The organism is Anaerococcus sp. Marseille-P3625 (assembly GCF_900232825.1).
Lineage (GTDB): Bacteria > Bacillota > Clostridia > Tissierellales > Peptoniphilaceae > Anaerococcus.
Window position 1 is genome coordinate 687395 of the sequence record NZ_OCTP01000010.1, and the last position, 18718, is coordinate 706112.

The window sequence follows — 18718 nt, forward strand, 5'->3', positions numbered from 1 at the left end:
TTAAAAAAAAGATATTTTTCAAAAAAAATGGTGTTCCAGAGAGGATTCGAACCTCCGACACCCGCCTTAGGAGGGCGGTGCTCTATCCAGCTGAGCTACTGAAACAAGAAACTAGGCCGTGCGCCTTCTGGAGCACTCGTGCCAACAAGCACGAAATTCCGCAGCCTAGCACGGACCTCAAATAAAGCTCTTAAAAATATATTTAATAATATACTCTAATGTATTTTATCTTGCAATTAAGGCTTGGAGCAAAAAGTTTGTTGCATCTTCTCCAGCTCTTAACATTTTAGAATAAAGTGTAGCTTCTTCAAGATTTGTTTTTGAAATCAAAGAAACGTCAAATTCCTTATCCTGATAATTTACTTTTGCCAAGCCCAAAATTTCGCCAGCCTTTACTGGTGCTTTTATAGAGTCATTAAAACTTGCCTTTATAGATGGATTTTCACCTTTTTTTACTATCAAATTAATATCTTGATCAGGGTATAAATCGACATATCCTTGCTTAGCTGTGTTAACTTTTAGTGATTCGTAGGCAACATTTTTATCTAAAACACTTACGCTATCATAATATCTACTTACATAGTATATCAAATCGCTCATTACTTTATTTCTTGTATCTTTTTGATCTGCGCCTAAAACTACGCCAATAGTTCTAAATTTATCCTTGTCGTCAATTTCTTGCATATTAGTTGTAGTAACCAAACAATATCCAGCTTCTTTAGTTGATCCTGTTTTTAGACCATCAACTCCTGGTATTTCTCCAACTAAAGGAATTGTTGAATTTACATCAATTTCTCGTCTTTGATCGACAATTGATCTTATTTTCGCATATTCTAAAACTTCTGGATATTTGTCAATTATATATTTGCTTAAGGTAAGTAAATCTTTGGCAGATGATGAGTTTTGTTGATCATCTTCTGTTTCTACTCCACTAGCGTTGTAGTAAACTTGGCTTGATAATCCCAATTCTGCTGCTTTTATATTCATTTTTCTGGCAAATTCTATTTCACTCTTGCTAACTGTTACAGCTAATTGATAGGCACAATCGTTACCGCTTGCAACCATCAATCCTTCTAGTAATTCTTTTACAGTAAAGACATCTCCCTCATCTAATCCAAGATAAGAATATTCCCAATTATGGAATTTTGCCGCTTCTTTTCCTACTGTAATTTCTTGATCCATGCTTAGCTTGCCATCATCTATGCTTTCTTTTACTAGCAAATAGGTCATCAATTTGCTAAGTGAAGCCATTGGATAAGATTCATCCGCATTTTTCTCGTAATAAATATCACCATTTTCTTCGTTGGCAATAATGTAAGCTTTTACATTTTTATCAAGGCCTACAATTTGGGTTTGATTTGCTGCCATAGATTTTATTGGAGAAATAAAAAATAAAAATGTAAATATCAAAATTAAATTTATTTTCTTTTTCATAATAGCTCCTAGCTTAAAAAAGACTCAAGTTTTTTATAATTATTTCTTAAAACTTTGTGAGTTTCAACATCTATTTCTTTTGGATAAATAAAATTAAATTTCTTACAAATATCCATTGCTAATTTTCTAAATAATACAGTAGCCTTAAACAATGAATAATATATATCCATCAAATCGTCATGATTGTATGTTAGAAGTAGGTTTTCTTTGATATCAACTTCCAATGTGTTGTGGAGTCTTTGGCCGTCATCTCCCATGTCAAGTTTATATGAATATTTATCTTTGATATAGAAATTTATCATTGCTATTAAATAATTTCTCAATGAATCCATTTTCATACAAGCTGCTAGTTGATCTTTTTGATCGACATAAAGTGATACTTCATAAGCGCTTGCAAAGAAATTCTTAATATTAGCAATCACTTCATATTCTTTAGGCTTGTCAAAAATAAATTTGCTTTCAATATCAAAGCTATTATATCCAGGCTTGCTGTATAAAATTTTTATATCACCATCAATTGTTTTTATAAAATCATCTGCATATTCGCTAGAAATTATAGACTCGGTTAATTTTAAATTGTCATCTGTATAAATATTTAAATTCGTATAATTTATATAAGTTTTATTATAAGAAAATTCACCCTTGCTCCTATTTACCATTATCAAATTATCAAAAAGTCCTACAAGTTCTTCTTCTAATTTGCCAATAATTATATCATTTACAACAGTGTAAACATGGATTATAGAGTCATAATTGTCATTTAAAACATAGAATATCGTTTCTATAGCTTCGTTTTCTCTTGCATAATCTGTTAATTTATTACTTATTTCTTTATTCATATTAATCTAAGCTTTCTATAAAGTTTTTTAATAATTTTGCAGTCAAGCCCCATATTACTGGATTAGTATCATAAAAATACATATCGTGGTATAAAGATACAAATTTATAATCTCTACCATTGGGAATTTTTTCAAAAGGAAAATCGTTTGGAAATTCCATTTTGTAGGGCGCCCTGTACATAATAGGCTGGTTCTTTTTCAAAAAATCCACTGATACTGCAAATATTGATTCTACTTCCTCATTATACTTTATTTCTTCAATATTTTTATTAATTCTCCCATAAAATGATTTGATGTGCATATAAGAAGAGTTTAATATCATAGAAGAGTACCCCATATACAAGATATCATCTCTTTCTAAGAGAAGCTCTTCCATTGTTTCTCTAATGGCAGCATCTTTGAAAGACTCATTTTCCTCAAGCTTTCCACCAGGTAAAGAAACTTCTCCAGCTTGGGCAATATTTTTACCTCTTACTTCAAGGAGTATATGATCCTTACCATCAATTTTTATTAAAGGGATAAATACTGCGTAATTTTTTATTTTTTGATAAAATTCATCATCTACCAATAAATTTTTCATAATTACCTCTAATTAAATGATATTAAATTAATAGGCTTTAGTCAACTATATAGTATAGTATTATTGTATTTTAAAAAAAGGAGAAGAATATGCTAGAAGAATTTAAAAAATTTATTTCAAAAGGCAGCGTTTTGGATATGGCAATTGGTATCATAATGGGTACTGCTTTTACAGCTATTGTAAATTCAGTTGTTGAGGATTTATTGATGCCAATAATTACTGGTCTTACGGCTGGGGTTGATTTTCAAAACTTAACTGTCAATGTTGCAGGTGCAACTCTAAAGGTTGGTAACTTAATAAATAATATAATAACTTTTCTAATTGTAGCTTTTGTATTATTTTTAATTATGAAATCATTTAATAGAAACAAAAAAGAAGAAGTTAAAGAAGATACCAAAGTTTGCCCATATTGCAAATCAAAAATTGCTATAGATGCAACAAGATGTCCACATTGCACAAGCGAGCTAGTTGGATATCATAATGAAAATGCATAAAATTAATTTTAGAACCTTAAAGGAGGTTCTTTTTTTTTTTGAAAAATTTCCTTGACAATGAAATTAATCTGGCTATAATATAATTAAGTTAGTTAATTACTTGTGTAACTAACCAATTAGTTAAGGAGGTTATATGGATGGATTCTAATAAGCTTATCTTTGAACAAGTTGCAGAAATTGTCGAAAATCAAATTTTAGATGGCTTGTTAAAAACTGATGACCAATCTCCCTCAACCACAGAATTTGCCAATGCCTATGGCATAAATCCCGCAACGGCAAGAAAGGGACTTAATATTTTGGTTGATGAGGGAGTTTTGATAAAAAAAAGAGGAATGGGAATGTTTGTTACTAAGGATGCTAAAGAAATTATTAAGGAAAAAAGGAAAAAGGAATATTTAGAAAATATTTTGCCCGACTTAATAAACAATTTGAAATTACTAGAAATAAGTAAAGAAGATCTAATAAAAGAAATTGAAAAAATTTATGGAGAACTAACAGATGATAAAAATTAATAATTTATCCAAAACTTACGGCAATAAATTAGTTTTGGACAATATAAATTTAGAGATTACAGAGGGCAAAATTTACGGCTTAATTGGCAGAAATGGTGCTGGAAAAACAACTTTGATGAAAATTTTATCTGATCAAATTATAAATTACCAAGGTGAAATTTACTATAAGGACTCAAATATTTTACTTAGCAATAATTTAAAGAAAAATCTAATTTACATAGGAGAAGATTTTTTGACTTATAATTTGAAAGAAAAAAAGCTAATAAAGACTGTAAAGTATATAAAAGAATTGTATCCTAAATTTAACCAAGAAAGATTTGATGAACTAAGCGCTCTTTTTAAAATTGATTTATTAGCCAAATATAGGAAACTTTCTTATGGTAATCAAAGCCTTTTTAGAAATATTGTCGCCTTATCTTTAAAAGCCCAATTTTTATTATTAGACGAACCATCAACAGGCCTTGATGAAATAAATAGGGATTTATTTTATAAAAAATTGATTGAATACCAAGAAATCGATAATTCAACTATTATAATTTCTTCTCATATTTTATCAGATATAGAAAAATTAGTTACAAACCTAATTATTATAAATGATGGAAAAATTATAGTAAACGACCCTATAGACGAGCTTTTGGAAAAAGCTTTACTAATCACAACAAATGAAGAAAATTTAAGCTTTTTTGAAAGCAAAAATATCATCAAAAAATCTAATATAGGAAAACAAATCATTTTATATATCTATGATAATTTTACAGATGATGAGCTTAGAAAAATAAGAGAAGTAGCTGAAATAAATAGATTAAATTTAAAAGAATTATTTCTAGCTTTAACTAAGGAGGATTAGATGAAAGATATAAAAAAAATATTATCATTAGAAATAAAAGAATTTGCTAAAAGTTATTTCATTTTTTCTATTGTCACACTTATTTTGGCGATGATTTTCTTTTCCTACCAAGCAAGTACTGATGCTAATGAATATATAATTTCAAATAAGATTATAATTGCAGGTTTCATAATTTTGTTTGTACTCGTATATATAGTTTTATCCACAGGTCAATCTATGCAAGATACTTTCATTATGGCCAACAAATTAGGCTACAGTAGGAAAAATATTTCAGAAGCTTTGATTATCAAAGATTTGTTAGTAATTTTACTATCATCATTATTAATTTTTTACCTAAGCAATTTTATAATAACAAAGGCAGAGCTTGTGTCATTTATGGAATTTAAAGATATAGAAAAAATTATTAGTAATTTGGGAAGCTTTGATAATGTATTGAGAATTTGCATAATTTACTTGAGTTTTTCTAATATATTTGCCAATATTGCCTATCTTGTAAAATCAAATCCTCTTTCTGGGTCAATATTTGGAATGTTAATTTTATCTATATTCAATAATATATTTTTAGGTCCAAATGGATTAATGAATTCCACAATCTTTACTTTAATAAAATTTATCCTAGGCCAAATTATAAAATATTATGTAATAAATAAAGTTGACGCAAAAGCTTAAAATTTAAAAGAGATGAGTTTTTCTCATCTCTTTTTTTCTTTTATATATCCGCAATTTTCGCATCTTATTTCATCTACATTACGGTTTTTCTTATGAACCAAAAGTTCTCCACATTCTGGGCAAACCTCTCCAGTTGGTGGATCCCAAATTGCATAATCGCAGTCTGGATAATTATTGCAAGCATAAAATCTCTTGCCTTTTTTGCTAACTTTTTCGATAATTTCACCCTTGCCACATTTTGGACATTTTACTCCTGTAGTTTTTACAATTGATTTGGTAAAATCACAAGCAGGAAAATTTGTACATCCTATAAATTTTCCATTTCTTCCGTGCTTTTCTGCCAAAGGATGTCCACATTTCGGGCATTTTTCATCTAAGATTTTATCTTTGACCTTATAATCCGTATCGTCTTTTTTGACGTTTTTCATATCTTTTTCAAAACCAGAATAAAAATTGCTTAAAACATCTTTCCAATAAACTTTATGATCGGCGATTTTATCAAGTTCATCTTCCATTTCAGCGGTAAATTCAACATTTATTATGTCGTCAAAATTTTCCACCAAAAAATCATTAACAGTAAAGCCAAGTTCTGTCGGATAAATTGATCTGCCTTCAAATTCCACATAATTTCTATTTACTATTTGATTTATGGTTGCAGAATAGGTTGATGGACGGCCTATGCCAAATTCTTCCAAAACTTTTACAAGGCTTGCTTCTGTGTATCTTGCTGGAGGATTTGTAAAATGTTGTGATTTTTCTATATTTGTGGCAGAAATTACATCGCCTTCTTTTAGTTCTGGCAAAATATTTTCTTTTTCAAAGGATCCAGAAACTTTATTAAAACCATCAAAAATTGTTATTTTCCCATTGCTTTTAAAGATCAATCCTTGATTATCAAATGAAATGCTTGTTGATAAATACTGATAATCAGCCATTTGAGATCCTACAACCCTAGTCCATATTAATTTGTATAATTTGTACTGGGCATCTGATAAATATTCTCTAAGTGATAAGGGATCTCTATAAATTGAAGTTGGCCTTATGGCCTCGTGAGCATCTTGTGAGCCTTTTTTCTTTGCTCCGTAAGTGTTGCCCTTGCCAGCATATTTTTCTCCATATTTCTCATTGATGTATTTTAGAGATTCGCTCACAATTTCTGTGCTTATCCTTGTAGCATCAGTTCTCATGTAAGAAATTAAACCAACGCTTCCCTCATTACCAATATCAATTCCTTCAAAAAGCTGTTGGGCCACTTGCATGGTGAATTTGGTTGAATAACCCAATTTGTTTGAGGCATCTTGTTGGAGTGTTGAGGTTGTGTAAGGTTTTGGAGGCTTTCTAGTTTTCTTAGTTTTTTTAATTTCGACTACTTTAAACTTATCCTTATCTATTCTTGATAAAATTTTATCGGCACCATTTTCATTTGAAATTTTGATCTTTTTGCTTGGACTTCCATAAAATTCCGAATCAAATTCTAGATCATCTACTTTGTGATTTGCAGTTATTGTCCAATATTCTTCTGGTATAAATGCGTCGATTTCTCTTTGCTTATCTACAATTAATTTTAAGGCTACGGATTGGACACGACCTGCGGATAGGCCGGATTTTACTCTTTTCCACAAGATTGGACTAATTTCATAACCTACGATCCTATCCATAATTCTTCTTGCTTGTTGAGCATCGACTAAGTTTTGGTCGATTTTTCTAGGATTTTTTATGGCATTTTTTACGTTGTTTTTAGTTATTTCATGAAATTCTACTCGATTTTTCTCGTTTGGATCAAGACCTAAAAGATATTCCAAATGCCAGCTTATTGCTTCTCCCTCCCTATCAGGGTCTGTTGCAAGATAAACTCTATCAGCTTTTTGGGCTTCTTTTATTAATTCATTTATGGTTTTTGCCTTGCCACGAACTTTTATATATTCTGGCTCAAAGTTATTTTCTATATCTACGCCAAATTTCGATTTTGGTAAATCTCTCAAATGGCCAATAGTTGCCTTTACTTTGTAGTTACTGCCCAACATTTTGCCAATAGATTTGGCTTTGGTTGGCGATTCTACAATTACTAAATTCTTTGCCAACTAATCATCTCCTTACTGTAAATTCATTATTTCCCATATTTTCTATATAATCTCTTAACTCCAAGGAAGTTAGAAGGTAATTTATTTCATCAATGCCGATATTTAAGTTGGAAGCCATGATATCGGCAGTGCTATTAGGATTTTCTTCGATATATTTTACTATTAGTAGTTCATTTTTATCAAGTTTACTATAATCAAGTATCCTCTTTTCGTCACTTCTGTCAATCAGATAATCCAATTCTTCCAAAATATCGTCGCTTGATGTTATAAGTTTGCTACCTTCTTGGATTAGTTTGTTGGTACCTTTGGAATAAATAGAATTAATATTTCCTGGAACTGCAAATACTTCTTTTCCCTGTTCTAAGGCGCACCTTGTTGTAATCATTGTCCCTGATTTTTCTTTGGCTTCTATGACAACAGTTGCAAGTGAAATCCCGGAAATTATCCTATTTCTTCTTGGAAAATTAAAGGCTCTAGGTTCTGTTCCTATGGGAAATTCTGATAAAATCAAGCCTTTTTCTTCCATTTCTTGGTATAAGAACCTGTTTTGTTTTGGATAAATCTTATCAATCCCACAACCAATAACACCAATAGTTCTCCCTGCAATTTCCAAAGTCGCCTTATGACTTATCCCATCGATCCCATAGGCAAGGCCAGATACACTTGTAAGTCCATTTGAAACAACACCTTGGACCAAATTCCTACAAGCCCATTTGCCATAGTCAGTACATTTTCTTGCCCCAACAAAGGCAATGGAATTTTTATCTTTTTCCTTATCCAATTTGCCCTTATAAAACAAAATTGCAGGTCTATCGTCAATATATCTCAAATTATAAGGATAATCCTCATCCAAAATTGTCACATAATCATAGGCAAATTTGTTAACTTTTTCTAAATAAAAATTAAAATCATCGAGGGATTTTTGACTAAAAATTTTTCGGTAATTGTTGTCATTAATAAAATCTAAGTCTTGCCTTTCTTTGGCAAATAAATCTTTGTAGGGAAAATTTTCACCGATTTTTAAAATTATTCTATTGTCTAAATTTATATAATTTAAGTATAAAATTACTTCATTATCTCTTAGATCAAAATGCATTTTCTATATAATTAATCTCTCTACTTTCTGTAAAAACTTCAGCAACATCAAAAGTTATTATAAAATCCGTCAGATTATTTTCTATCAAAAAAGCTTGGCTTGCTTTAATAATTCTTTGTTGCTTGTAATAATTTACCGCTTCTCTTGGGTAGCCATATTTGGTAGATTTACGAGCTTTGACCTCAACAAAAGATATGATATCATTTTTTATGGCAATAATATCAATTTCACCAAAAGGCTTGTTATAATTTCTTGTAAGTATCTTATATCCTTTGTTTTCCAAAAAATCTGCAACTAAATCTTCTCCCAGATTTCCAATTTTTCTTTTTTCGCTCATAAAAAACTTTCCTGCTTAGCATAATACTTTTTTAGAAAACTTTTTCTATGAATAGGACAAAGTCCAAGTTGATCTATTCCTTGATAGTGCTTTTTTGTCCCGTAGCCAACATTAGTTTCAAAAGAATATCCCGGATAAATTTTAGCAAATTTAATCATAATATCATCTCTTCTAATTTTGGCAAGAATTGATGCACAGGAAATTGCATATTCGTTTAAATCGCCTTTTACTATATTTAGCTGGGGTATGTCCACATTTATTTTCTCGGCATCGATTAATAATATTTCTGGCTTTATTGAAAGATTATTAACTGCCATTTCCATGGCTCTAAGAGTTGCCTGTCTGATATTTATTTTATCAATCAAAAGATTGTTGGAAAATCCATAAGAAATTGCTAGGGAATCTTCAATAATTTTCTCTTTTAGCTCTAGCATTTTTGATCTTTTTAATTTTTTGGAATCTGTAACTCCATCTATATGAGAATCTTTTTTCATAATAATAGCACATGTTACAACTGGTCCTGCCAGGGGTCCTCTTCCAACTTCGTCAATTCCTGCAAGTAAATCGTATTTTTGGTAAATTTCTTTTTTTATTTCTTCGTTATATTCTGAATATTTCATGGTCTTTCTAGGGTAATTCTTCCAAGTTTTCCAGATCTAAAATCTGTCAATATGATATTTGCAGTTCGGGTGTAGTCGAAATCTCCACCTTTTGTTATGGCCCCTCTTTTTCTTGCTATATCTTCATAAATTTCCAAGGCTTTTTTATCTGGATCAACTCCATATCTTTCTGTCAACAGTTTTGGATAGTCTTCTTGCATTTTTTCTAAGAATTTTAGGGTTAAATCCTCGATATTTAAAATTTCATCTTTAATTGCGTGAGTGTATGATAAATTAAGTCCTGTTTCTTCGTCAAATTTTGGCCACAAAACTCCTGGTGTATCAAGCAATTCTAAATTATCATTAGTTTTGATCCATTGTTTGGTCTTTGTAATTCCTGGACGATTTCCTACATTTGCGGATTTTCTTTTAGAAATATTATTGATAAAGGTTGATTTGCCAGAATTTGGAATACCAACTATCATCATTCTAATTATCTTATTTTCTATATTTTTTTCTTTGTTTTTGTCAAATTTTTCTTTTAATTCTTCCTTAGCAATTTGGTAAATTTTATTGACATTTATTTTTTCTTTAGAATTCATTAACAAGGCTTTGGTATTTTCATTTCTAAATTTATTAACCCAAGCTTTATTCACTTCTTCATCTGCCAAATCGGACTTATTCATTATTATAATGCGTGGTTTTTGGCCAATAATTTCTGCTAGCATTGGATTTCTTGAAGATTCAGGGATTCTTGCATCAATTATTTCCAAAATTATATCCACTAATTTTAGATTGTTTTGGATTTCCTCCTTGGTCTTTTTCATGTGACCTGGATACCAATTTATGTTCATCGCCATAATTTTCTCCTTATTTACTTAATATATTATACATAAGATCTAATTTTTATCTATAAAATTTAAAATAGTGAGAATTTATTTTCAAAATTCAATTTTCTGATAAAAAAAGACTCTAATTTGAGTCCTTATTTCATTATATGTTAATAATTATAAAATTAATATTAATTTTCTAAGCTTGAAAAATATTCATCGCAAAACTTATCCCATTTTTGCCTATAATCCTCATGACTTAGAAGAATCATATCTTTTATAGCCTTTACTCTTCTTTTTTTGCTTTCTTTTACAAAATAATCTGTTCCGTCAAAACTTTTTGTTATGAAAGCATAGACATAAGAAAAGCCTAGTTTGTAAGCAAGATATAATCTGGTATGACCATCAAGCGAAATGTATTGATCTTCATATTTTGCAACTGGAATTATAATATCCTCTTTGTTTTTGACAAAAGTTTTAACTTCATCTAGCTTTTTTCTATCGATATAAAATTGTGTTGGTTGGATTATATCTAGCTTTAAGGTAAATATTTTTGGAGGATCAAATTTTTTTATGAGCTTTCCATCCATCGAATAAAAATTAATAATATGTTCAGCAAAAAAACGAAAATCATTTATAACTTCATTATAGTATTTTTCATCCCCACTTATAAGAGCAGAATCTTTAGAGATTATCTTTATTTGATATAAAAATTTCCCATTTACCACAAAGCATCCATGTTGGTTAAGGGCTTCTTGGTCAAATCTTTCATCTTCATATGTATCTATTCTTTGAATATTTATTTCATTCATTAATCTATCTTTCTTATATTAATACTTTTTAAGCTTTGGTCTTTCATAATTTAAAATAAATTTTAAAAAAAGCAAGAATAGAAATATTCTTGCTCGATTTTTAATAATTTGTTTTTTCTTTTACCTTTGTAGCCTTGCCTTGACGATCTCTTAGGTAGTTTAGTTTAGCACGACGTACTTTACCATGTCTTGTTACTACAAGTTTTTCTATTCTTGGTGAATGATATAGGAAAGTTCTTTCAACACCAACACCATAAGAAATTCTTCTTAGGGTAAAGGCTTTGTTGATTCCGCCTTCTTTAATCTTAATTACTGTTCCTTCAAAGTCTTGAAGTCTTGTTTTGTCACCTTCTTTGATTCTGTATGATATTCTAACTGTATCACCTACTCTAAAGTCATAATTTTCTTCTCGTAGATTTTCTTTTTCAATTTTTTTAATTAAATCCATTTTTATTCTCCTCTCTTAGGAATTTTTCGTATAAGTCAGCTCTTACTCTTTTTGTTTTTTCTATTGCAGATTTTCTATTCCACTGTTTAATCTTTTTATGATTTCCACTAGTTAACTCATTTGGTACGAAATAACCATTGAAAACTCTTGGTTTTGTGTATTCATCTTGCTGCAATAGTATATTGTAATGTGAATCTGTAACAAGTGATTCTTCTTTTCCAACTACTCCGTCTATAAATCTTGCCATGGAATCTATCAGTACCATTGCTGGTATTTCTCCACCAGTTAATACATAATCTCCAATGGATATTTCATAGTCGACATAGTGGTTAGTAATTCTAGCATCAATTCCTTCGTAGTGGCCACAAATTATTATAAGATCTTTAATTTCTGCAAAGTCGATTGCTAATTTCTGATTTAATAAGGATCCTGTAGCTGACATAAATGCTACTTTTGATCCAGGTTTTTTCACAGACATTAAAGCTCTGTATAATACATATGGCTTAATAAGCATTCCTGCTGCTCCACCATAAACTGTATCGTCTACATGATTGTGCTTGTCATTTGAAAAATCTCTTATATTTACAAATTCTAATTCTAATAATCCATTTTCTATGGCCTTGCCTATTACTCCATAAGTTTTTAGAAATTCAAAACTTTCTGGAAATAAGCTTAGTATAGTTACTTTATTCATAGTCACTAAAGTTTTCTACTTCTATTAATCCATTTTCTAGATCAATTTTTTTTATTGTAGCCTTGATTGCTGGTAGATAAATTTCATTTTTATCTGTTTTTATTATATAAACATCGTTGGGATAAACACCACTTATTACATCTAGAACTTCTCCAACTTTTTGCCCATTATCGTAGACATCTAGACCGATTAGTTTATAAATATAGTACTCATTTTCTTCTAAGTCCCCTAAATCTTTTTCATCTATATAAATATCTTTGCCGACAAATTTTATTACTTCATTTATATCGTTATATTCTTTAAATTTGATTATTTTAAGATTTTTTTGATCAAAGGAAGACTCAATGGTTAATTCTTTATCATCGATAAATAATTTTGAACCATTTTCAAATCTTTTTTCATTATCTGAAAGACTTTTAATTTTAAGATTTCCCTTTATTCCGTGAGTACCTACAATTTCAGCTACTGTAATTCTCATATTCTTATATTGACCTTAACATTTTCTTTAATAGCTGCAGATCTTGCTATAGTTCTAATAGAGTTGATGATATTTCCACGAACGCCGATTACTTTGCCCTTGTCAGCGTCATTTACATGGATTAGTATGTTTACTTGACCATCTTCTCTACTTTCTTCGATTTCTACAGCATCTTTGTAATCTACTAATTCTTTTACTATTAATTCTACTAATTCTTTCATATCATTAAGCTAATACGTTATTGTCATTGAAAAGTTTTTCAACGATTGATGTTGGTTTTGCACCATTTTTTATCCATTGTTTTGCTTTTTCGTTGTCAATTTTGAATACTTTTGGTTGACTTACTGGATTGTAATATCCAATTTCTTCGATGAATTTTCCATCACGTGGACTTCTTGAATCTGCTACTACAACTCTATAAAATGGTTTTTTCTTTTGACCCATTCTTTTTAATCTAATTTTTACTGCCATTTTTCTTCCTTTCTTTTACTAAAATTTAATATTGTTTTAAAATGGGAATTTAGGCATCCTAAATCCTCTTGTTCTTTTAGCTTGGCCTTTCATATTTGACACTTGCTTCATCATCTTTTTTAGTTCTTTAAATTGCTTTAATAGTTTATTTAGCTCTTTGACATCGACTCCAGAGCCTTTTGTTATGCGCTCTTTTCTGCTTTTGCCGATAATTTCTGGTTTTTCACGTTCTTGTTTGGTCATTGAGTTAATTAATGCTTCGATTTTTACAAAAGCTCGATCATCGACGTTAATATTTTTAAGCATCTTGTTGTTAACTCCAGGAATCATTGCTAATAGATCTTCCAATGGTCCCATATTCCTAATTTGATTGATTTGTGCCATAAAATCATCTAGGGTAAAACTTTGATTTCTCATCTTCTCTTCAAGCTCTTTGGCACTTTCTAAATCAATTTGATTTTGAGCTTTTTCGATTAATGATAGGACATCTCCCATGCCTAGGATTCTATTTGCCATTCTATCTGGATAAAAAGCTTCAAGATCTTCTAGCTTTTCACCTACACCAACAAATTTTATTGGTTTGCCAACGACTTCTCTTATTGATAAGGCTGCACCACCTCTAGCATCACCGTCAAGCTTGGTTAAAATTACACCTGTGATGTCAAGGTATTCGTCAAAAATTTTGGCTACATTTACAGCTTCTTGACCAGTCATGGCATCAACTACAAGCAAAATCTCGTCAGGTTTGCTAACTTCTTTGATTTTTTTTAGCTCATCCATTAGGTCAGTATCAATTTGTAAACGACCTGCAGTATCTAATATTACAGTATCGTAATTGTTGATTCTTGCATAATCTTTGGCATTTTTGGCAATTTCTACTGGATCTTTTTTGCCTTCTTCAAAAACAAAAACGCCAGCATTTTTCCCAACAACTTTTAGCTGATCAATTGCTGCAGGCCTATAAATATCAAGGGCTGCTAGCATAGGATTTCTATTTTCCTTTTTTAGTTTATAAACGAGTTTACCAGAGTGTGTTGTCTTACCTGAGCCTTGAAGTCCTACCATCATTACAACGTGAGGAGTGGATCCTCTAAGGTCAAGTTTTGAATTCTCCTTACCCATCAAATCGGTTAGTTCTTCATTTACGATTTTTACTACCATTTGACCAGGTGTCAAAGATTTCATAACATCTTCACCAAGGGATCTTTCCTTGATTCTTTTTACAAAATTCTTAACAACTTTATAATTAACATCAGCTTCAAGAAGTGAAAGTCTTATCTCTCTCATTGCATTATCGATGTCTTTTTCTGTCAATTTCCCTTTACCAGTAAGTTTTCCAAGACTTTGTTGGAGCCTATCTGCTAAACCTTCAAACACCATAATATCACTCCTAAATATTTTCTATCTGTTCATTCAACTTTAAAATTGCTTGTTCATAATTTGAACTTTCCATCAGCTCTCTTATACTCATAAGAGCATCTTTGAGCTCCTCTTTCTTTTTTAGCAAAGAAAGCTCATCTTCAAACTCAAATAGTTTATCAACGCTTCTTGTTATCATCTCTGAAATTGCTTGCTTACTTTTGTTGTTGTTATCGGCAATTTCTTGTAAGGACAAATCTTCGTTATAATAGCAATTTATCACATCTTTTTGTTTATCATTTAGTAGTGAGCCATATATGTCGAATAATTGGGCTACTTTAACAATTTTTTCCATCTAATAATTCCTTGCTGTTTAAAGCTCTAAAATAAAACAATTTATAGAATAAAACTAATCATCAAGAAATTTTCTTGACCTATAAAGTATACTAGCAATTCAATCTAATGTCAAGACTTTTTCTTGACTATTTTTTTCTTGAATTTTCAATCTTAAATAAAATTATTTCAAGCAAAATCAATTTGAAATTTGAAAATATTTTTGTTTATAAAAATTTTCAAATATTTTAAAATTAAAAATAAAAAATTTCCTATTTAATATTACAAATTTATTTGTACAATTATTTTTTAGTATTATTTTCAATAAAGACAATATTTTGATATACAAAGAAAAAAATTTTTGTTATCTTATTTATGATAATGATTATCATTATGGATTATTCCCTTTGAATTTTCATTTTAAATTTGCTTTTTTAAATTTTTTATTTAAATGATTTGAAATTTAAAAAAATTCCTATTTAAATGAAAATCAAATAATCATTATTTATTTAATTATAATTTAATAGAAAAAATTTAACATTATGGAGGTTTAAATTTTGAAAAAGAATAAAAAAATCGCTACTGCCCTAATTTTAGCTATGGGCTTGGGGATTATTAATCCCGTTTGTAATTCTTACGCATCTAATAATGATGAAAATATGGTTGAATATAAAGAAAATTCTACTGGCTTTGCTGATAATTTAAATGAAAAAAATCTTGAAAATGAACTTAGCAAGGCACAAAAAGAATTAGATCTTGCAAATGAAAATTTAAAAGCTAAAGAAAATGAAAAAATAGAACTTGATAAAAAAGTTTTATCTTTACAAAATGAACTTAATAAAGCCATTGGAAATAAGAAAAAAGCTGATAATGATTTTATTTCTGCTTCCAAAAAACAAAGTGAGGCAAGTGATGACTATATAAATCTTAAGGAAAAAAAGAATAAACAAGTTGAGGCTGACAAAAATTTAGCCAAAGCAAAAGAAGAACTTAATATTGCTAAAAATCAACAAGAAAAAGCAAAAGAGAATTTAAATTTAGCTCAACAAAAAGCTGACGAAAAGAAAAAAGCCCTAGACTTGGCAAATAATAAGCTTGAAGAGGCTAAGAAAAATGAGAAAGCTCAAGAAGATATTTATGAGAATCAAGCAAAGAAAAAAGCAAGCGATGCCTTGGAGAAAAAAGATAAGGCAAAAAAAGATTTAGACCAAGCTCAAAAAAATTCTGATGATTTTTTGGAAAATGAAAAAGAAGATTTGACAGAAAAAAATAAAAATTATGATAATTTAAAATCAAAAGTTGATGATTCACGCAATTCTTTAAATTCTCACAATGAAGATTTGGATAAACTCTATGCGTCTATTAAAAATTATGAGAAAGATAAGACTGATATAAGCGATAAAAAGTCAGAACTTAAACAAAAATTGCTAAAAGCCAAAGAGGATCTTAATTGGCTTTCTCCAACAAGTGAAGGATATAAGGCAAAACAAAAAGAAATTGATGAATTAAATAATCAAATAAAAGAAATTGATGAAATTTGCGATAAAATTACTGGAGATTACAAAAATTTAAATGACAAGGCTCAAAATGAACTTGACAAAATAAAAGATTATAATGGTGATTTCACAGATCTCGAAAAAAATATCAAAGAAAAAAGCCAAGCAAATGCCAAAAATATGGTAATACAAGAAATTTTAGATGAAAAATTAAACAAGGATAATCTAAAAGAAAAAGCTGATGATGCAAATAATAAATTAGGCGACTTGTATTTAGAAAGAAATGGCAAAAGACATGATTACGAAATGATTAAAGATGAATACCATAAGGCTTGGATGAAATTACAACATGCAAGTGAAGTTTTGCAAGAGCAAAAAAATATTGCTTACGATTCAAGTAGAGATGAGTTTTTCAGAAAAGATGCCAGAAAAATTATAGAAAAATATTCCAAAGAATTTGAAGATAATCTTGCAATATTAAAGGAAAAACTTCCCCTATTAAAGGAGAAATCTGATATTTATTTAAAATCTTTGGCAGAAGTTGAACAAGCAGAAGCTTATGCAAAAGCTTTAGAAAATGCAAATGATTTGCTTGAACAAGTAGATAAAAATAAAGAAAATCTTAAAAATTTAACCGATTCTTTCAATCAAGCTAATGCCCAATACGAAAAAGCACAAAAAGAATTAGAAGATGCAAAAAATCTCCTAGATTCTAAGAAAAAAGAAACTGAAGCAAATGAAAATTTGATAGCAGAGGCAACCAAAGACCTAAACACAGCCAGCGAAAATTTGAATAAAACAAAAATCCAAAAAGATCAAGCTGACAAAAAGGTCAAAGAACTTGAAGATTTGATAAAAAATCTTACAAATAATTTGCCAGAAAAAATAGACGATGAAAAAATAAATGAAGCTAAGGAAAAATATAATAAAGCAAAAAATGAAGCTAAAAAAGCTCAAGAAATGCTTGAAAAAGCACAAAAAGAAGTAGATGAAATCAAAGCTAGACTTAATAAAGCACAAGATGAAAAAACACAATTGCAAAAAGATATAGACAAGGCAAAAGATGACCTTGATTTAGCAAAAGATAATCTTAAAAATAAAAAAGACGCCCTAAGCTTACAAGAAGAAAAAGAATCTATCCAAAAAGCAAAAGAGTCGCTTGAAAATTTATTAAAAACTAGCAAGAAAATAAATGATAAAAATTTAAATAAGGTAATTGAAGAAATAGAAAAAGCAACTAAAGACGAAAATCTAACAATAAATGATATTCTTTCATTAAATAACAAATTAACCGATGCCCTAAATAATGTAAAATTAAAGCCAAAAGATCAAACACATACATCAAATAATGCTAGTGACGAGGAAAAAAATAAAAATCGTCCGGACGAAAAAAATAAAAAACAAGAAGATAAAAATAAAAGAAAGGCTCAAGGAAGCACCTCTCCAAAAACAGGTGTTGAAAGCCTATCCTTTGTTGGAACTTCCTTGGCACTTTCCCTATCAGCTCTTTTTGCTTTAAAAAAGAAAAGAAAATAAACTCACAAACTCTTTAATATTCTTTTAAAAAATGAGTATCAACCAAATTCTTAAAGACAAGGTTGATGCTCATTTTATATTCTTTAGGTTTTACTTTCTTTTCGTCTTTTGGTTTTTCCTCGTTAGTTTTTTGATTTTCTGTATTGTCGTCGGGTTTTTCTGGGTCAACATCTGGTTTTTCTGGGTCGACATCTGGATTTTTTTCTTCGGCTTAATTTACTGGAGCTTTCTTTATAGTGATTTTTTCATTTTCTACATCAAATTTTTCTTCTGTTTTTACATTTTCACTTGTTTTTACTGGCTCTTTTAAAGCTTTTTCTACTGTTTTTTCTTCATTTGCTTTTGCATTAGGAATTATTAGGCTTACTCCAAGTGCTAAAGCTAGACTAGCACTTATAATTTTCTATTTTTGTTCATAAATTTTCTACTTTTATTTATTTTTTTAAATATTCTTTCACTAAACATTATATATTGTAAAATATTTTAAATATTTATCAATAAAATTAAATTCGAGAATTTTGAAACTATTTTCACTAAAAAACATGGGCAAATTAATCAATTTTACCCATGTTTTTGGTGTTCATTTAGTAGTGAGCCATATATGTCGAATAATTGGGCTACTTTAACAATTTTTTCCATCTAATAATTCCTTGCTGTTTAAAACTGCAATATAAAACAATTTATAGAATAAAACTAGCATCAAGAAATTTTCTTGACCTAGCTATTATACGACTAAATAAAAAAGGTGTCAAGGAAAACTCTTGACACCTTTA

21 protein-coding genes and 1 tRNA gene are annotated in these 18718 nt (G+C 29.4%); 5 read left to right on the forward strand and 17 right to left on the reverse strand.

The features are described 5' to 3' along the window. Window positions 1-28: 28 nt before the first annotated feature. The 4 genes from CS884_RS04640 to CS884_RS04655 form a co-directional block, all read right to left on the reverse strand. Window positions 29-105: transfer RNA gene (locus tag CS884_RS04640), tRNA-Arg, on the reverse strand. A 120-nt stretch (window positions 106-225) separates the two neighbouring features. After that, window positions 226-1434 (reverse strand): D-alanyl-D-alanine carboxypeptidase family protein, encoded by a 1209-nt coding sequence (locus tag CS884_RS04645; RefSeq protein ID WP_099320899.1) that lies wholly within the window; start codon window positions 1432-1434, stop codon window positions 226-228. Window positions 1435-1442: 8 nt separating this feature from the next. After that, window positions 1443-2273 carry an aminoglycoside 6-adenylyltransferase gene (locus tag CS884_RS04650; RefSeq protein WP_099320900.1) on the reverse strand — a complete coding sequence of 277 codons (831 nt, stop codon included), beginning with the start codon at window positions 2271-2273 and terminating at the stop codon, window positions 1443-1445. Window position 2274: 1 nt separating this feature from the next. Next, on the reverse strand, window positions 2275-2853 hold the full coding sequence (locus tag CS884_RS04655) for a CoA pyrophosphatase (protein WP_099320901.1): 579 nt from the start codon (window positions 2851-2853) through the stop codon (window positions 2275-2277). 89 nt (window positions 2854-2942) lie between these two features. On the opposite strand from CS884_RS04655, the gene mscL reads away from it, so the two are divergent. The 4 genes from mscL to CS884_RS04675 all read left to right on the forward strand — a co-directional run bounded on the left by mscL (window position 2943) and on the right by CS884_RS04675 (window position 5375). Continuing rightward, window positions 2943-3347, forward strand: coding sequence for a large conductance mechanosensitive channel protein MscL (gene mscL / locus CS884_RS04660; RefSeq protein WP_099320902.1), 405 nt, complete (start codon window positions 2943-2945; stop codon window positions 3345-3347). 137 nt (window positions 3348-3484) lie between these two features. Then, complete coding sequence (locus CS884_RS04665; protein ID WP_099320903.1) at window positions 3485-3859, forward strand: GntR family transcriptional regulator; 375 nt, start codon at window positions 3485-3487, stop codon at window positions 3857-3859. Then, complete coding sequence (locus tag CS884_RS04670) at window positions 3846-4706, forward strand: ATP-binding cassette domain-containing protein (RefSeq protein WP_099320904.1); 861 nt, start codon at window positions 3846-3848, stop codon at window positions 4704-4706. The genes CS884_RS04665 and CS884_RS04670 overlap by 14 nt, the downstream gene beginning before the upstream one ends. Continuing rightward, window positions 4707-5375, forward strand: a complete 669-nt coding sequence (locus CS884_RS04675) for a hypothetical protein (protein WP_099320905.1) — start codon at window positions 4707-4709, stop codon at window positions 5373-5375. A gap of 23 nt (window positions 5376-5398) precedes the next feature. On the opposite strand, the gene topA is transcribed toward CS884_RS04675, so the two are convergent. From topA to ylxM, 13 genes are all read right to left on the reverse strand, one after another. Next, window positions 5399-7456: a type I DNA topoisomerase gene (gene topA / locus CS884_RS04680; RefSeq protein ID WP_099320906.1), complete on the reverse strand. Its 2058-nt coding sequence runs from the start codon at window positions 7454-7456 to the stop codon at window positions 5399-5401. 4 nt (window positions 7457-7460) lie between these two features. Next, complete coding sequence (gene dprA, locus CS884_RS04685) at window positions 7461-8552, reverse strand: DNA-processing protein DprA (RefSeq protein ID WP_099320907.1); 1092 nt, start codon at window positions 8550-8552, stop codon at window positions 7461-7463. After that, window positions 8542-8889 (reverse strand): YraN family protein, encoded by a 348-nt coding sequence (locus CS884_RS04690; RefSeq protein ID WP_099320908.1) that lies wholly within the window; start codon window positions 8887-8889, stop codon window positions 8542-8544. The genes dprA and CS884_RS04690 overlap by 11 nt, the downstream gene beginning before the upstream one ends. Further along, window positions 8886-9509 carry a ribonuclease HII gene (locus CS884_RS04695; RefSeq protein ID WP_099320909.1) on the reverse strand — a complete coding sequence of 208 codons (624 nt, stop codon included), beginning with the start codon at window positions 9507-9509 and terminating at the stop codon, window positions 8886-8888. The genes CS884_RS04690 and CS884_RS04695 overlap by 4 nt, the downstream gene beginning before the upstream one ends. After that, a complete protein-coding gene (ylqF, locus tag CS884_RS04700; RefSeq protein WP_099320943.1) occupies window positions 9506-10342 on the reverse strand; it encodes a ribosome biogenesis GTPase YlqF in 837 nt (278 codons plus the stop codon). Before ylqF ends, CS884_RS04695 begins: the two co-directional genes overlap by 4 nt. Window positions 10343-10509: 167 nt before the next feature. Then, a complete protein-coding gene (locus CS884_RS04705; protein ID WP_257875751.1) occupies window positions 10510-11130 on the reverse strand; it encodes a hypothetical protein in 621 nt (206 codons plus the stop codon). Between the two features lie 100 nt (window positions 11131-11230). Then, window positions 11231-11578, reverse strand: coding sequence for a 50S ribosomal protein L19 (gene rplS / locus CS884_RS04710; protein ID WP_099320910.1), 348 nt, complete (start codon window positions 11576-11578; stop codon window positions 11231-11233). Continuing rightward, window positions 11565-12272 (reverse strand): tRNA (guanosine(37)-N1)-methyltransferase TrmD, encoded by a 708-nt coding sequence (gene trmD, locus CS884_RS04715; RefSeq protein ID WP_099320911.1) that lies wholly within the window; start codon window positions 12270-12272, stop codon window positions 11565-11567. The genes rplS and trmD overlap by 14 nt, the downstream gene beginning before the upstream one ends. Continuing rightward, a complete protein-coding gene (rimM, locus tag CS884_RS04720) occupies window positions 12265-12750 on the reverse strand; it encodes a ribosome maturation factor RimM (RefSeq protein WP_099320912.1) in 486 nt (161 codons plus the stop codon). The genes trmD and rimM overlap by 8 nt, the downstream gene beginning before the upstream one ends. Further along, window positions 12747-12971 (reverse strand): KH domain-containing protein, encoded by a 225-nt coding sequence (locus CS884_RS04725; protein ID WP_099320913.1) that lies wholly within the window; start codon window positions 12969-12971, stop codon window positions 12747-12749. Before CS884_RS04725 ends, rimM begins: the two co-directional genes overlap by 4 nt. Window positions 12972-12975: 4 nt before the next feature. Continuing rightward, on the reverse strand, window positions 12976-13221 hold the full coding sequence (gene rpsP / locus CS884_RS04730) for a 30S ribosomal protein S16 (RefSeq protein ID WP_099320914.1): 246 nt from the start codon (window positions 13219-13221) through the stop codon (window positions 12976-12978). Between the two features lie 36 nt (window positions 13222-13257). After that, complete coding sequence (ffh, locus tag CS884_RS04735; protein ID WP_099320915.1) at window positions 13258-14601, reverse strand: signal recognition particle protein; 1344 nt, start codon at window positions 14599-14601, stop codon at window positions 13258-13260. A 10-nt stretch (window positions 14602-14611) separates the two neighbouring features. Next, window positions 14612-14935: a YlxM family DNA-binding protein gene (gene ylxM, locus CS884_RS04740; protein WP_099320916.1), complete on the reverse strand. Its 324-nt coding sequence runs from the start codon at window positions 14933-14935 to the stop codon at window positions 14612-14614. Between the two features lie 535 nt (window positions 14936-15470). On the opposite strand from ylxM, the gene CS884_RS04745 reads away from it, so the two are divergent. Next, entirely contained in the window at window positions 15471-17945 is a 2475-nt protein-coding gene (locus tag CS884_RS04745; protein ID WP_099320917.1) for a hypothetical protein, read from the forward strand. The last annotated feature ends 773 nt before the right edge of the window (window positions 17946-18718 follow it).

Coding starts and splice junctions, on each gene's coding strand:
- CS884_RS04645 (WP_099320899.1), bottom strand. CDS start 1,434: ATGAAAAAGAAAATAAATTTAATTTTGATATTTACATTTTTATTTTTT.
- CS884_RS04650 (WP_099320900.1), bottom strand. CDS start 2,273: ATGAATAAAGAAATAAGTAATAAATTAACAGATTATGCAAGAGAAAAC.
- CS884_RS04655 (WP_099320901.1), bottom strand. CDS start 2,853: ATGAAAAATTTATTGGTAGATGATGAATTTTATCAAAAAATAAAAAAT.
- mscL (WP_099320902.1), top strand. CDS start 2,943: ATGCTAGAAGAATTTAAAAAATTTATTTCAAAAGGCAGCGTTTTGGAT.
- CS884_RS04665 (WP_099320903.1), top strand. CDS start 3,485: ATGGATTCTAATAAGCTTATCTTTGAACAAGTTGCAGAAATTGTCGAA.
- CS884_RS04670 (WP_099320904.1), top strand. CDS start 3,846: ATGATAAAAATTAATAATTTATCCAAAACTTACGGCAATAAATTAGTT.
- CS884_RS04675 (WP_099320905.1), top strand. CDS start 4,707: ATGAAAGATATAAAAAAAATATTATCATTAGAAATAAAAGAATTTGCT.
- dprA (WP_099320907.1), bottom strand. CDS start 8,552: ATGCATTTTGATCTAAGAGATAATGAAGTAATTTTATACTTAAATTAT.
- CS884_RS04690 (WP_099320908.1), bottom strand. CDS start 8,889: ATGAGCGAAAAAAGAAAAATTGGAAATCTGGGAGAAGATTTAGTTGCA.
- CS884_RS04695 (WP_099320909.1), bottom strand. CDS start 9,509: ATGAAATATTCAGAATATAACGAAGAAATAAAAAAAGAAATTTACCAA.
- ylqF (WP_099320943.1), bottom strand. CDS start 10,342: ATGAACATAAATTGGTATCCAGGTCACATGAAAAAGACCAAGGAGGAA.
- CS884_RS04705 (WP_257875751.1), bottom strand. CDS start 11,130: ATGAATGAAATAAATATTCAAAGAATAGATACATATGAAGATGAAAGA.
- rplS (WP_099320910.1), bottom strand. CDS start 11,578: ATGGATTTAATTAAAAAAATTGAAAAAGAAAATCTACGAGAAGAAAAT.
- trmD (WP_099320911.1), bottom strand. CDS start 12,272: ATGAATAAAGTAACTATACTAAGCTTATTTCCAGAAAGTTTTGAATTT.
- rimM (WP_099320912.1), bottom strand. CDS start 12,750: ATGAGAATTACAGTAGCTGAAATTGTAGGTACTCACGGAATAAAGGGA.
- CS884_RS04725 (WP_099320913.1), bottom strand. CDS start 12,971: ATGAAAGAATTAGTAGAATTAATAGTAAAAGAATTAGTAGATTACAAA.
- rpsP (WP_099320914.1), bottom strand. CDS start 13,221: ATGGCAGTAAAAATTAGATTAAAAAGAATGGGTCAAAAGAAAAAACCA.
- ffh (WP_099320915.1), bottom strand. CDS start 14,601: ATGGTGTTTGAAGGTTTAGCAGATAGGCTCCAACAAAGTCTTGGAAAA.
- ylxM (WP_099320916.1), bottom strand. CDS start 14,935: ATGGAAAAAATTGTTAAAGTAGCCCAATTATTCGACATATATGGCTCA.